We start from the raw sequence: 13,684 nt of genomic DNA, 5'->3' as shown, positions 1-13,684 counted from the left end.
TTTATTCGACCACCGCCTACTCACAGCGCACGTAGGGCCGCAATTTGACGAAATCTTCCTCCTTCAGAATCTTGATTTGCCGCAGGTCGTCGGGCATTTTGAAGGGTCCGTGCTGCTTACGAAAAGCCACGATGAGCCGGGCCAGCGGCTTGCGCACCAGCGGATGCGGCCACAGCTCATCAAACGTGGCCGAGTTGACGAGCACCGGCCGGGGCGCGAAACTACCCGCCACGAACGTGTATTTGCGCAAGCTGTCCACGAGGTCGGGCGCGTCGCGCAACATGAAAAAATCGGTGAGCTGACCCTCACTCACGTAGCCACCCAGCTCGGCGCGGTACTTCACCAGCCCCTTGGCGCGGCCCCGGCCAATGCCCTTTATCTGCATCAATTGGGTAGTGTCGGCCAGGTTGAGGTCGAAGGGTTGCAAGTGCGCCGGCTTGCGGGCGGCTTTCTCAAAGGCCCTACCCCCCTCGCCCGCGCCGAAGCGGCCCGCTGCCGCGTAGCCCGCGCCGCCGCGCCCCGGCGGCACCTCGGGCAGCTGCATAAACGGCGCGAGCCGCTGAAACACCGAGTCGGGCAGGCCATAAATGCGCTGCACCTGGCTTTTAGCCCGAAAGCCGCCGGCCTTCTGCCCATAATTAACGATACGGCCAGCCACGAAGTGCGGCACGCCGCGCGCCTCCCAGTCCTCGGCCGTGAGGGCGTTGGGGTCAAACGGCACCAGGCGCACCTGCGGCACCGCGGGGTAGCGGCTGCCGCTGGCGCGCGACCGCGCCGGGTAGCGCTCGGCAAAGGCGCGCGCACTGGCGGCGCGGCCCGAGTCGAGGCGGGTGCTGAGGTCCTGGCCCCAGGCGTCGAGCTGGTGCTGGTCGGCGGCGGGCAGGTAAACGGGGTCGGCGGGGCGCAACAGGGGGGGTAGGGCGGCGATAGCCAGCGCGCTCAGCAGCAGCAGCACGAACCCGCTGGTTTCGGCCCGCGAAAAGCCGAAATAGCGCCGCAGCCAGCGCCAGGCGGGCCAGCGGCTTCCGGGTGGGCGAGGTGGGGGCGGCGAAACAGGCATAGCAGAGCTGCCGGATTACAACAAGCCTATCCGGCAACTTGCAAGTATAGCCCAGGCAATTCACTTTTACCTCATCCGCCGCGCCGGAGCACCTTCCCTAAGCCGGTGTCGCCACCGATTGGTAGAGCTTAACCAGCTGTGCGGCAGCGTAGTCCACCTCCTCCTCCGTGTTGAGCTTGCTCATCGAGAAGCGCACGGTGGGCCGGGCCGGGTCGGCACCTAGGGCTTCGAGCACGTGCGAGCCCAGCTGCGCGCCGCTGGTGCAGGCCGAGCCGCCCGAAGCCGCTACTTTATTGATATCCAGGCTAAAGAGCAGCATCTCGCTGATGCTGGAGGGGGGTAGGCTCACGCTGAGCACCGTGTAGAGGCTCTGGTCGGCTTCGGTCGAAAGGCCGTTAAACCGCACATCGGCAATGCCGGCCCGCAGCTGGCCGATAAAGCGGTCCTTGAGCGCCTGCACGTGCCGCTGGTGCCCGGCCATGTCGTGGCAGGCAATTTCCAGCGCTTTGGCCAGGCCCACGATGCCGTACACGTTCTCGGTGCCCGAGCGCACGTTGCGCTCCTGCGAGCCGCCGTGGATAAGCGGTGCCACCTCCACGCCACCTCGCCGATACAGAAACCCTACCCCTTTCGGCCCGTGAAACTTGTGCGCCGAGCCCACCAGAAAGTGGTTTGAAAGCTGCTGCACGTCGTGGGGGTAGTGGCCCATCGTCTGCACCGTATCGGTGTGGAAAATGGCGTCGTGCCGGGCGCAAATTTCACCGATAGCCTTGATATCGTTGAGGTTGCCTAGCTCGTTGTTGGCGTGCATCAGGCTCACGAACGTGCGCGGGTGCGTGGCCAGCAGCTCTTCCAGATGCGCCAGGTCGAGGCGTCCCTGGGCATCATGGCGCAGGTAGCTCAACTCGGTTTCGCCGCTTTTGGCCAGGGCTTGCAGCGGGTGCAGCACGGCATGGTGCTCCAGCGGCGACGTGATGGCGTGCTTCAGTCCCAGCGTACGCACGCTGCCAAAAATGGCGTAATTATCAGCTTCCGTGCCGCCCGAGGTGAAGGTGATTTCGCTCGGCGCGGCATTGATAAGCTGCGCCACCGACTTGCGCGCCTGCTCGATGGCCGCCCGCACCTGCCGGCCCGGCCCGTGCAGCGAGCTCGGGTTGCCATAATGCTGCGCCAAATAAGGCAGCATGGCATCGAGCACGGCGGGGTCGAGGGGGGTAGTAGCGGCGTTGTCGAAGTAAGCGTGCATAGGGTAGGGTAAGCTTTAGCTTACTGCCTGAACGACTGTGTAGTAAGCTTTAGCTTGCCGTCCAGGTTGAGTAAGATAGGATATGAAAAGAATAACCCGCAAAATCCTGCAAAGATTAACGTTTTGCTAAGTTATTGCTTGCGAAGTACGCTGAGCTTTAACGCCTGGCAAACTAAATCCGGCAAGCTAAAGCTTACCCAACCTCGCTAATTCGCCGAAATAATTTCTTTTATATCGGTAATAATTTTCTGGGCCAGATGCTCGGCCGTCGCGTTCGAGTCCGACTCGGCGTAGATGCGGATAATGGGCTCGGTGTTAGACTTGCGCAGGTGTACCCACTCCTTGTCAAACTCGATTTTCACGCCGTCAATCGTATTCACCGGCTGCTTGGCGTAGCGTTGCTCCATCTGCGTTAGCACATGGTCGGTGTCGATTTCGGGCGTTAGCTCAATCTTATTCTTCGAGATAAAATAGCTGGGGTAGGAGTTGCGCAAGCGGCTCATAGTGAGGCCTGACTTGGCCAAATGCGTCAAAAACAGCGCGATACCCACCAGCGCATCGCGGCCGTAGTGCAGCTCGGGAAAGATGATGCCGCCGTTGCCCTCGCCGCCGATAATGGCCTGAGTTTCTTTCATCTTGGTCACCACGTTTACCTCGCCCACCGCCGCGGCGGTGTAGGTGCCGCCGTGCTTCTCGGTCACGTCGCGCAGGGCGCGGGTGCTGCTGAGGTTGCTCACGGTGTTGCCGCCGCCGTGGTAGCCCAGCACGTAGTCGGCCACGGCCACCAGCGTATATTCTTCGCCAAACATCTCGCCGTTTTCGCTCACCAGGGCCAGGCGGTCCACGTCGGGGTCCACCACGATGCCGAGGTCGAAGCCGCCGTTGTAGAGCACTTTGGCAATGTCGCGCAGGTTTTCGGGCAGCGGCTCGGGGTTGTGGGCAAAGTCGCCGGTCGGCTCGCAGTGAATTTTCTCGATGGTCTCCACGCCCAGCGCGGCCAGCAACTGCGGCACCGCAATGCCCCCGCTGCTATTCACGGCATCGACTACCACCCGAAATTTCTTGGCCTTGATGGCGTCCACGTCAACCAGCGGCGAAGCCAGAATGGCGGTAATGTGCTCGGCCAGAAAAGTGTCGTCGGTGTTGTACTTGCCCAGCTTGTTCACGGGCGCGTACTCAATGCTGTCGCCTTCGGCCAGCGCCAAAACCTGCTCGCCCGCGGCAGCCGACAAGAATTCGCCGTGCGCGTCGAGCAGCTTCAGCGCGTTCCACTGCTTGGGGTTGTGCGAGGCCGTGAGGATAATGCCGCCGGCGGCCTGCCGGGCAGGTACGGCCATCTCCACGGTAGGCGTGGTGCTCAAGCCCAGGTCGAGCACATCGAAGCCCAAGCCTTGCAGGGTAGCGGCCACGAGGCGGTTCACCATCTCGCCCGACAGGCGGGCGTCGCGGCCAATCACGATGAGCTTGCTGCCCGACTGCTGCGTAGCGGCCCAGCTACCATAGGCCGCCGTATATTTCACCACGTCGAGGGGGGTAAGCCCCTGGCCGGCCGGCCCACCAATGGTGCCGCGAATGCCGGAAATAGATTTTATGAGGGTCACTTTTTGTCTTTTAAGCTGTACAAAAGTAGGCAATTTGGCCTTTCTGGCCATTCCTTTTTAGCTTCGTGGCCGGTTAGCCACCTTGGTGAGATAACGTAAGCTGAGCCGCACAATCGGCGGATAAGGGCTCGGCTTCGACCAGCGAGAACAATTGGCCCACGCTTTTTTTATGGAAAATTCTTTACTTACCGCCAGCCGCCGCCCCGCTCAGCTCGAAGCCTTCGGCCGCCTGCTCGATGTGCTTGACCGCCTGCGCCAGGAATGCCCCTGGGACAAGAAGCAAACGCTCGAAAGCCTGCGCCACCTCACCATTGAGGAAACCTACGAAATCAGCGACGCCATCCTGCGCCACGACCTGCCCGACCTCAAAAAAGAGCTGGGCGACGTGATGCTGCACCTCGTGTTCTACGCCCGCATTACCGCCGAGCAAGGTGCCTTCGACATTGCCGACGTGTTGAACGCGCAGTGCGAGAAGCTCATTTATCGCCACCCGCACATCTACGGCGACGTGCGCGCCGACGACGAGGACGCCGTGAAGCGCAACTGGGAGCAGCTTAAACTCAAGGAAAAGGGTAATACGGGCGGCGTGCTGGGCGGCGTGCCCACCTCCCTACCCGCCCTCGTGAAGGCCATGCGCATTCAGGAAAAGGCGCGCGGCGCGGGCTTCGATTGGGAAGACCCGGCCCAAGTATGGCTCAAGGTGCAGGAAGAGCTGGCCGAGTTTGGGGCCGAATACGGCCATGGCCAGCCCCCCGCCGATGAGGCCCAGGCCACCCGCGCCACCCAGGAGTTTGGTGACCTGTTATTCTCGCTGGTCAACTTCGCACGCTTTGCCGGCATCAACCCAGAAGAAGCTTTGGAGCGAACTAATCGAAAATTTATTCGGCGCTTCCAGTATTTAGAAACAGCGGCCAAGCAAGCCGGCCAATCCCTGCCCGACCTCACGCTGGCCCAAATGGATAAGTACTGGAATGAGGCCAAACAAAGCGAAACGGCGACTACCTAATTACCTGAATTATCGACAACTGCTTGTAAAAGTTCCATTCCCTACCCCCTGGTGCAGCCCGAAGCTGCTAACCCCCGCTCCGCCCCCCCCGCTCACCGCTCACCCATAATTCAGCTAGGCATTTGGCCCCGAAAAATTGTCCCGCAATCAGACTAGTGAGTGGTAGCTCACTCAAAAAAAATTCTACTAAGTCTGGATTTTACTGGCTTCGGCGTAGATTCGGCCCCGAAACCTCTGCTTGCGAGGGCGACACCAGGTAACATGCCCTCCCCCACTGCTTCGTATTACTTTCTTTTTTTCCCTCAACCAACCCCCACCTCCTACACTTACTGGACTCATGGAACAGAAAAATGCTGTAAACCCAGGCGCTCGGCCTATTGCCCCGGTCGCTCCCAAGGCCGCACCCGCCAAGAGCAGCGGTGGTGCCTCCCTCTTTTCGGTCATCGTTATCATTCTCGCTTTCGTTGTCAGTATCATTATCTTCATGTTCGTGCTGGGCGCCCCCAGCCACTACTTAGGTGGCAACCCTGAGCTCGCTGCAAAACCTGGCGACTACCTCGGCATTGTACACAAGGGCGGACCCATCGTACCAGTGCTGATGACCATGTTGCTTTGCGTAATCGTATTCTCTATCGAACGCGCCCTCACCATCAGTAGGGCTAAAGGCACCAAGAGCATTGAAGAGTTCGTGCGCGGCGTGCGTCAGAAGTTGAACTCCAATGACATTAGCGGTGCTATCGCCATCTGCGACCAGCAGCAGGGCTCAGTAGCCAACGTAGTGCGCGCCGGCCTGAAGAAATACCAGGAAATGGGCCACGAAACCAAGATGAATACTGACCAGCGCGTACTGGCTATCCAGAAGGAAATCGAGGAAAGCACCGCATTGGAGCTGCCCATGCTGGAAAAGAACCTAGTTATCATCTCTACGCTGGCTTCTATCGCCACGCTGGTAGGTCTGCTCGGCACGGTATTCGGTATGATTAAGGCCTTCTCGGCCCTGGCTCAGGCCGGCAACCCCGACGCGACGGCCCTGGCATCGGGTATCTCGGAGGCCCTCATCAACACGGCCCTCGGTATCGGCACCTCAGCCCTGGCCATTGTGGCCTACAACTACTTCACCAGCAAGATTGACGAGCTAACTTACAGCATCGATGAGGCTGGGTTCAGCATCATCCAGACCTTCGCTGCGCAGCACGGCAACGCGAACCAGGTGTCGTAGAGCGCAAGCGACTGGCTTGAAAAATGGGGCGGAGGCGTTTTGCCGTCCCCGCCCCAACTTTTTTTGGCTGGTGCGTGTGCAATCGGTAGCTGGTCGGCATCAGACTTAGTGAGCGGCTCCCAATGCCGGGCTTTCGGGTCCGTGGCCCGCTGAGTTTTCATCCCTCCCTACCCCCTCGCCCGTGACCAGCCCAGTCATTTTAACTCCCCCCGGCAATGCCTAAAGTAAAACCGCACCGCACCTCGCCGTCGCTCGACATGACGCCGATGGTGGACCTGGCGTTCCTGCTGGTAACATTCTTTATGTTGACCACGCAGTTTCGCCCCGATGAAGCGGTAGTCGTGGACCCCCCGTCTTCGACTTCCGACCTGCACGCCCCCGATAGCGACATTCTGACGCTGACGATTGATGCCAAGAAGCGCGTTTTCTTCGGCTACGACAAGGCTCCCGTGTTGCAAGAGGCCCTGAAAGCCGTTGGAGCCAAATACGGTGTGACCTTCACGCCGGCGCAGACCAAGCAGTTTTCGCTGCTCCCCAACTTCGGGGTGCCGATTCAACAGCTTGGCAGCTACCTCGACAAGGATACGGAGCAGCGTAAGGCGCTGAACCCTACCCTGGGCGGCATCCCCTACGACTCGCTCAACAACCAGATGATGGATTGGGTGCTGGAAGCCCGCAAAGCCAACGCCAAGCTGTTCCAGAAGCCTACCTTTCTGGTTATCAAAGGCGATGGCGACGCGGATGTGAAGACGGTGCAAACCGTTATCAAGGACTTGCAGGAAAAGGATATTAACCGCTTCAACCTGCTCACGAGCCTGGAAATGAAGCCTTCCTACATCGAAAAATAGTCTGAACTCATGGCTGAAATCCAACAAAAAGGCGACTCCGGAAAGGGAGGCAAGAAACGGGCGAAAAAAATGTCAACTAAGATTGACATGACGCCGATGGTTGACTTGGCCTTCCTGCTCCTGACGTTCTTCATGCTCACGACCACCTTCGCCAAGCCCAACGTGATGCAGCTCACGATGCCGGTGAAGGAAAAGAACCCGATTCCCGACGAACAAACCAAAATCAAGGCCTCGCAGGCCATGACGGTTATTCTGGCTCCTGACAACAAAGTATTCTACTTTTTTGGCCTGAACGAGCCCAGTGACAAGAGTGTGTCCGTGCCCGAAATCAAGGTAACGGACTTCTCGGCCAACGGTATCCGCAAGGTGTTGCTGGCGCGCCAGCGCCAGCAGCCCGAACCCATTATTCTGATTGAGCCTTACTCCGTGGACGGTAAGGATGCCAAATACAAGAATATGGTAGATATCCTGGACGAGATGAACATCACCAATCAGAAGAAGTACGCGCTGATTGACATCCCGAAGAAAGACGTGGAACTCATTAAAAAACAGAACCTGCTATGATGGACAACGCGCAGCTGGCTAATGCCAGCCTGAATGACATCGTATTTGAGGGGCGGAACAAGGAGTACGGCGCGTTTCAATTGCGCCGCATCTACGGACGCAACGTGTCGCGGGCCCTGGTTATCGGCACGATACTGCTGACAATTCTGGTCTTCCTTCCGGCCGTGGCAAAGTTCTTCGAGGACCGCAGGCCCAAAGAGGTGCTGAACCTAAAGGAGAACGTGCTGATGGACGCGCCGCCCCTGGACGATACCAAGCCCCCGCCCCCGCCCCCGCCTCCCGAGGCGCCCCCACCCCCACCTCCTAAGCTAACGACGGTGAAATTCACGCCGCCGGTAATCAAGAAGGACGAGGAAGTGAAGAAGGAGGAAGTGCCCGACCAAGACGAGCTGAAGGATAAAACGGTAGCTACCGTGACCGTGAAAGGCAATACGGATGCCCCCGACCTCAGCGCCCTAAGCGGCGAAGGCAACAAGGTGGTAGCCGAGGTCGTCGAGAACAAGGTGTACACCTACGTGGAGCAAATGCCCTCCCTACCCGGTGGCGGTGGCATGAGTGCCATCGTAGCGGCCATCCAGAAAAGCTTCCGCTACCCCGCGGTTGACCTGCGCAACCAGGTAGAAGGCCGGGTGTTCGCCAGCTTTACGGTCGATGAAAATGGTGATATTTCGGACGTGAAGATTGTAAAAGGCCTGACCGGCACGGTTGATGCCGAAACCATTCGCTCCATCAAAGCGCTGCCAAAGTTTATCCCAGGCAAGCAGAATGGCCGGGCGGTGAAAGTATCGTTTACGGTACCGGTAACGCTGAAAATTCAGTAGTCTGAAATTACTTCAAACTGAAGGCCCTGGCTGCGATGCAGCCAGGGCCTTTTTGCGTTCGTGACAAAAACTATTACTACAAAAAGTGCGGTGGTGATGTGGAAAAAAGTGTGGGGTAGCATCAGTCTGGTAGCTGGCTGCTCCCAGTGTTACCCCTCACTTTTTCTCCTTACCCACTATGCCACTTCTGCCCGCATTTTTGCTCGACAGCCTCGACGAGGTTGTGTTTGAAGGCCGCAACCAAGCCTATGGCGCGTATCAGCTGCGCCATGACTACCAGCGCAACCTGGCCTCGGCCGGGGGCATCACGCTGCTGCTGTTTGCCTTTTTGCTGCTTAGCTGGGCGGCCTGGCGGCAGCTGGTCCCTACAGCCGCGCCGATAGTTGCGCTTACCCATACGATAGAGCCACTGCTGCTACAGCCACAGGTTGTAATAGAGCACCCAAAGGTGGCCGAGCCGCAGCAGCCCCACGCCCGGCCCGTTGCGACGCACCCGGTGCCAACTATTCCTCATGAAGTGGTTAAAGATGCTATCATCCAGCCGCGCCCTACCCCCACGCCGCTGGCCGAAGTGCTAGATGGACCCGTGGGACCGGCTACGCCGAATGCGGGCAATATGCTTACTGATGAGGGCGAAGTTGGTGGCCGAATGGGGGGTAGCGAAACGGGCACGGCCACTCCTGCCACGTCCAATGAGCCTTTTATAGCCGTTGAGAAAATGCCGGAGTTCGCGGGTGGGCAGCAGGCGCTGTTGCGCTACCTGCGCAGCCACTTGCACTACCCTGGCGCGGCGCTGGCCGAAGGCATTGGGGGGCGCGTGTTTTTGAGTTTTGTGGTGCAGGCCGATGGCTCTATCTCCGAGGTGACGGTGCTTAAAGGCCTGGGTTACGGCCTCGATGAAGAAGCGCAACGCGTAGTGCGCCAGATGCCTAACTGGACGCCGGGCTACCAGAGCAAGCATGCCGTAGCCGTTCGCTTTACCCTGCCCATCACGTTTCAATATCAGTAAAGTAAGTGCGGATAGTAGGAAACTGGGATTTTGTGCCCTTTTTTGCAGACTGATTGCCCACCCGCCCTGCTTATCGAACAAACCAGGTATTTACGCGGGTTACGGTATAGTATCACACTTGCTATCCCATACCCATGCCCACCACCGAAGAGCGCTTAGGCTCGCCCCAGCGCATAGTACGCTACTTTACCCTGATTATGTCGCTGGTTTATGTCGCGCTGGGCATTTGGCTGTGGGTCACCGCCAAGCACCAGTCGGCCGCTGGTGCCTTGCTGCCCCTGGGTCCCAAAACCCGGATGTTGCTGGGTACCGTATTCATCCTCTACGGCGCTATCCGCTTAGTGCGTACCATCCGCAGTCAATTTCGCAACCCCACGCGCAATGAGTTTAACTAGTCTGTTTTCGCGGCCGGGCCGCCCGGTGCTGGCGGCGGCGCTCGTGACTTCCAGCCTCCTCCCCAGCTGTCACCCCGACCGGGGCGCTGGCACCAGCGAGGAGTTTACTGACACGCCCACGAGCGGCCACGTGGGCATTAGCGTGGATGCTACGTTCGCGCCAGTGCTAGAATCGCAGGTAGATACGTTTCAGAAGCTCTACGTCGATGCGCACCTGAAAGTGAGCTACCAGCCGGAAGACAACGTTTTTCTGGACTTGCTCAATGACAAGGTAAAGGCCATCGTCGTTTCCCGAGAGTTAAATGCTGACGAAAAAAAGGAGATGGATAAGCAAACCATGCTGCCGCGCACCACGAAAGTGGGCATCGACGGCCTGGCCATTATCCTGCACCCATCCAACCCCGATACGCTGCTGACTATCACGCAGCTGCGCGGCATTTTTGGTGGCCAGACCACGCAATGGAACCAGGTGAGTGGCCAGAAGAAGCTCGGCGCCGTTAATGTGGTCTTCGATGCGAACCGCAGCAGCACTAGCCGCTTCGTGCGCGACACGCTGCTGCATGGCGGCGCGCTCACCCCCAAGGCGTTCGCGGCGCAGTCTAACCCCAAGCTGCTCGACTACGTGGCCGCCCACCCCGATGCCATTGGCATTGTGGGCGTAAACTGGATTTCGGATTTTGACGACCCTAAAGTGCGCGGATTTCTGAAACGGGTGCGGGTAGCCAGCATCACGGCCCGGCCCAATCCCAAAAAAGACGACTACATTCAACCCTACCAAGTATACTTGGCCCCTAAATCGGCGGAGCTGCTGCGGGAACATCCCGAACTGCAGAACTACCCGTTGCGCCGCGACATCTACATTATCAGCCGGGAAGCGCGGGCTGGGCTGGCCTCCGGGTTTATATCGTTCGTGGCCGGCCAAAAGGGCCAGCTTATTTTTCAGAAGTCTGGCCTGATGCCTGCCAACGTGCAGGCGCGCATCATAACGACCAATAAGCGCCAGTGAACTACCTTCCTGCCGGCTGCGTAGTATAACCACGCATCTTTCACCAAAAATTTACCCTTTTCTTTCCTACCCTATGTCTTTTAAGCCCTGGAAACCGCTGCTGCTGACCGCCCTCACCGTAGGAGCCGGCGCTACGGCCGCCACCGCACAGAGCGTAGCTTCTGCTCAGAAAGCTATCGAGCTAGGCCGCTATAAGGAGGCCCGCGCCGCTTTACGCGGCAATAGCAGCCCCGAAGCCAGTTTCGAGCTAGGTCGCATCTACCAGATGCGCGATTTGCCCGATTCAGCTTCTTATTACTTCAACCGCGCCGCCGGCCCTACCCCATTCGGGATGGTGGCCGAAGGCCGGGCTTTGCTAGCCAAAGGCCGCGCCGGCGAGGCCGATGCTAAGTTCGAAGCCGCTGCCAAAGCTACTAAGAACAAGGACGCTAAGGTGCTAACCATGATTGCGCAGGCCTACGGCGAATCGGATGTGAAGGACATTACCCGCGCCCTGACCTACGAAAAAACTGCCGAGGCCCTCGGCAAAGGCAAGGATAACCCCGAGCTGATGATTGCCCGCGGTGAAATCTACCTGCACTCTGACCAGGGTGGCGGCGAGGCCATGAGCAGCTTCGACCGGGCCACGGCCGCCAACCCCAACAGTGCTGAAGGCTTTTATAAGAAGGGCGTGCTGAACGTGCGCAGCCGCAACGGGGCCGCCGCTAAGGAAAACCTGGACAAGGCCATCGCGCTTGACCCCAACTACGCCCCGGCTTATAAGGAGCTGGCGGAGATGTATTACTCGGCCGGCCAGTACCCGAAGGCGCTGGAGACGTTCCAGACCTACCAGTCCAAAGCGGAAGTGTCGGCCGATACGGATGCGGAATACGCGTCATTCTTGTACCTAACCAAAAAGTATCCCGAGTCGCTGGTGGAAGTCAACAAGGTATTGGCCGTGGAGCCCAATAACCTGACGATGAACCGCCTCAAAGCCTATAACCTGTACGAAACCAGCGATTATGCCGGTGCTGCTACGGCAATGGACCAGTACATGAAGGTGGCCCCGGCCGAGAAAATCATTCCGGAAGACTATTCCTACCAAGCCAAAATTTTGCTTAAGTCGGGCCGGAGTGAAGAGGCGATTTCGGTGTTGCAAAAGGCAATTTCACTGATTACTGACCCAGACAAGAAAGCCGATTTGCAGAATGACCTCGCGGCGGCTTACATAGCGCAGAAAAACTATCCGGCGGCCATCAGCATCTACAAGGCCAAGCTCAAAACCCCGCAGGGTGACCTTACCGACCAGTTCCGCCTGGCTACTGCCTTCAGCAATAGCAAGCAGTATGTGCAGGCCGATAGTGTATATGGTATCATCACGGCGGCTAAACCTACCTACGCGCCCGCCTGGCAGGCCCGTGCTCAAGCCAACTTCTACCAGGACCAGGATTCCAAGCAGGGTCTGGCCAAGCCTTACTATGAGAAGTATATTGAGGTAGCCGGCACTGACCCCGACAAGTACAAGAGCGGCCTGATTGAGGCGAACAACTACTTGGGCTATTACAACTTGCAGAAGGGTGATAAGCCGACCGCTACTACCTATTACGAGAAGGTATTGGCCATCGACCCAACCAACAAGGATGCTATCAACGCAATGAAAATCATTAAGGCTCCGGTTCGCACGGCTACGACGCGAAAGACAACGACTGTTGTAAAGAAGAAGAAGTAGCCGGCCCTACCCCCTAAACACAAAGAAGCCCCGCGCAGCTTGCGCGGGGCTTCTTTGTGTTTAGGGGGTAGGGCCGGCTACTGCGTGGCCGCCCAGGCTTTCCACTTAGCCAGCGCATCCGCGAAATCAGCGGGCAGTTCGGCTTCAAAATACAGCTTTTCGCCGGTGGCAGGGTGCACGAAGCCCAGTGAGCGCGCGTGCAGCGCCTGCCGGGGCAACGTGGCAAAGCAACTTTCTACGAAGGCCTTGTAGGCACCCGTAGCCTGCCCAAAACGAATTTTATCGCCGCCGTAGGTGGCATCGCTGAACAGCGGGTGCCCGATATGCTGCATATGAGCCCGAATCTGGTGGGTGCGGCCGGTTTCGAGGCGGCACTCCAGCAGCGTAACCGGGCCGTAGCGCTGGCGCACTTGGTAGTGCGTCACGGCGGCTTTGCCCTGCTCGCCGCCGGGATACACGGCCTGCACCTTGCGGTCGCGCAGGCTGCGCCCCACGTGGCCGCGCACCGTGCCCGCGTCTTCCTCAAAACTGCCCCACACCAGCGCCAGGTAGCTACGCTCGATGGTGTGGTGGAAGAACTGCTGCGAGAGGTGCGTCATGGCCCACTCGGTTTTGCCAATCACCAGCAGCCCCGACGTGTCTTTGTCGATGCGATGCACCAAGCCGGGCCGAATCTCGCCGTTGCGGCCCGTGGGCAGGTTGGCCAGGTGGTAGGCGAGGCCGTTCACTAGCGTGCCCTCCCAGTGGCCATAGGCCGGGTGCACGACCAGGCCGGCGGGCTTATTCACGAGTAGCAGCTCGTCATCCTCGTAGCGAATGTCGAGGTCCATAGCCTCGGGCACTATCTTGCCCGTGCGCGGCGGCTCGGGCAGCGTGATGGTGATGACATCGGCCGGCCGCACCCGGTAGTTGGGCTTGGTTAGGTGGCCATTTACCCGCACCGCCTCGGCCCGGATGGCATCCTGAATCTTGGTGCGCGAGGCGTTGGCCAGGCGGTTGAGCAGAAATTTATCGAGGCGCAACAGCTCCTGGCCGCGGTCAACTACGATGCGGTGGTGCTCATACAATTCATCCTCCTCACCGGCTTCGTCGGGCTCCAGGTCGGGGTCGGGGGGTAGGGACATCGGGCAGCAGAGGGGGTAGGGAACACGAAAAAAGCCGGAGCCACTGGGCTCCGGCTTGCTAGCCGCTGGTGGGCAGC

General features: G+C 59.1%; 13 protein-coding genes. 9 read left to right on the top strand and 4 right to left on the bottom strand.

Annotated elements, in window-relative coordinates:
* Window positions 1-16: 16 nt before the first annotated feature.
* From A0257_15575 to A0257_15565, 3 genes are all read right to left on the bottom strand, one after another.
* Window positions 17-1,060, bottom strand: coding sequence for a hypothetical protein (locus A0257_15575; GenBank protein AMR28369.1), 1,044 nt, complete (start codon window positions 1,058-1,060; stop codon window positions 17-19).
* A 97-nt stretch (window positions 1,061-1,157) separates the two neighbouring features.
* A complete protein-coding gene (locus A0257_15570) occupies window positions 1,158-2,306 on the bottom strand; it encodes a cysteine desulfurase (GenBank protein ID AMR28368.1) in 1,149 nt (382 codons plus the stop codon).
* 206 nt (window positions 2,307-2,512) lie between these two features.
* The gene (locus tag A0257_15565; GenBank protein AMR28367.1) at window positions 2,513-3,907 is read right to left on the bottom strand and encodes a phosphoglucosamine mutase; all 1,395 of its coding nucleotides are present in this window, start codon (window positions 3,905-3,907) and stop codon (window positions 2,513-2,515) included.
* A gap of 169 nt (window positions 3,908-4,076) precedes the next feature.
* Between A0257_15565 and A0257_15560 the strand changes: the two genes are divergently transcribed.
* From A0257_15560 to A0257_15520, 9 genes are all read left to right on the top strand, one after another.
* Entirely contained in the window at window positions 4,077-4,913 is an 837-nt protein-coding gene (locus A0257_15560; protein ID AMR28366.1) for a pyrophosphatase, read from the top strand.
* Window positions 4,914-5,250: 337 nt separating this feature from the next.
* Complete coding sequence (locus A0257_15555) at window positions 5,251-6,132, top strand: flagellar motor protein MotA (protein ID AMR28365.1); 882 nt, start codon at window positions 5,251-5,253, stop codon at window positions 6,130-6,132.
* Between the two features lie 215 nt (window positions 6,133-6,347).
* Window positions 6,348-6,980 carry a biopolymer transporter ExbD gene (locus tag A0257_15550; protein ID AMR28364.1) on the top strand — a complete coding sequence of 211 codons (633 nt, stop codon included), beginning with the start codon at window positions 6,348-6,350 and terminating at the stop codon, window positions 6,978-6,980.
* A gap of 9 nt (window positions 6,981-6,989) precedes the next feature.
* Entirely contained in the window at window positions 6,990-7,544 is a 555-nt protein-coding gene (locus A0257_15545; GenBank protein AMR28363.1) for a biopolymer transporter ExbD, read from the top strand.
* Window positions 7,544-8,365 (top strand): energy transducer TonB, encoded by an 822-nt coding sequence (locus tag A0257_15540; GenBank protein ID AMR28362.1) that lies wholly within the window; start codon window positions 7,544-7,546, stop codon window positions 8,363-8,365. Before A0257_15545 ends, A0257_15540 begins: the two co-directional genes overlap by 1 nt.
* A 178-nt stretch (window positions 8,366-8,543) precedes the next feature.
* Window positions 8,544-9,374 carry a hypothetical protein gene (locus tag A0257_15535; GenBank protein AMR28361.1) on the top strand — a complete coding sequence of 277 codons (831 nt, stop codon included), beginning with the start codon at window positions 8,544-8,546 and terminating at the stop codon, window positions 9,372-9,374.
* Between the two features lie 134 nt (window positions 9,375-9,508).
* Entirely contained in the window at window positions 9,509-9,769 is a 261-nt protein-coding gene (locus A0257_15530) for a hypothetical protein (protein ID AMR28360.1), read from the top strand.
* On the top strand, window positions 9,756-10,775 hold the full coding sequence (locus tag A0257_15525; GenBank protein ID AMR28359.1) for a hypothetical protein: 1,020 nt from the start codon (window positions 9,756-9,758) through the stop codon (window positions 10,773-10,775). Before A0257_15530 ends, A0257_15525 begins: the two co-directional genes overlap by 14 nt.
* 73 nt (window positions 10,776-10,848) lie before the next feature.
* Entirely contained in the window at window positions 10,849-12,483 is a 1,635-nt protein-coding gene (locus tag A0257_15520) for a hypothetical protein (GenBank protein AMR28358.1), read from the top strand.
* A gap of 77 nt (window positions 12,484-12,560) precedes the next feature.
* Here the strand turns inward: A0257_15520 and A0257_15515 are convergent, their stop codons facing one another.
* Complete coding sequence (locus A0257_15515) at window positions 12,561-13,607, bottom strand: RNA pseudouridine synthase (protein AMR28357.1); 1,047 nt, start codon at window positions 13,605-13,607, stop codon at window positions 12,561-12,563.
* Between the last annotated feature and the right edge of the window lie 77 nt (window positions 13,608-13,684).

It is taken from the genome of Hymenobacter psoromatis (genome assembly GCA_001596155.1).
Taxonomy (GTDB): domain Bacteria; phylum Bacteroidota; class Bacteroidia; order Cytophagales; family Hymenobacteraceae; genus Hymenobacter.
This window is presented reverse-complemented; position numbering and strand designations above follow the sequence as displayed.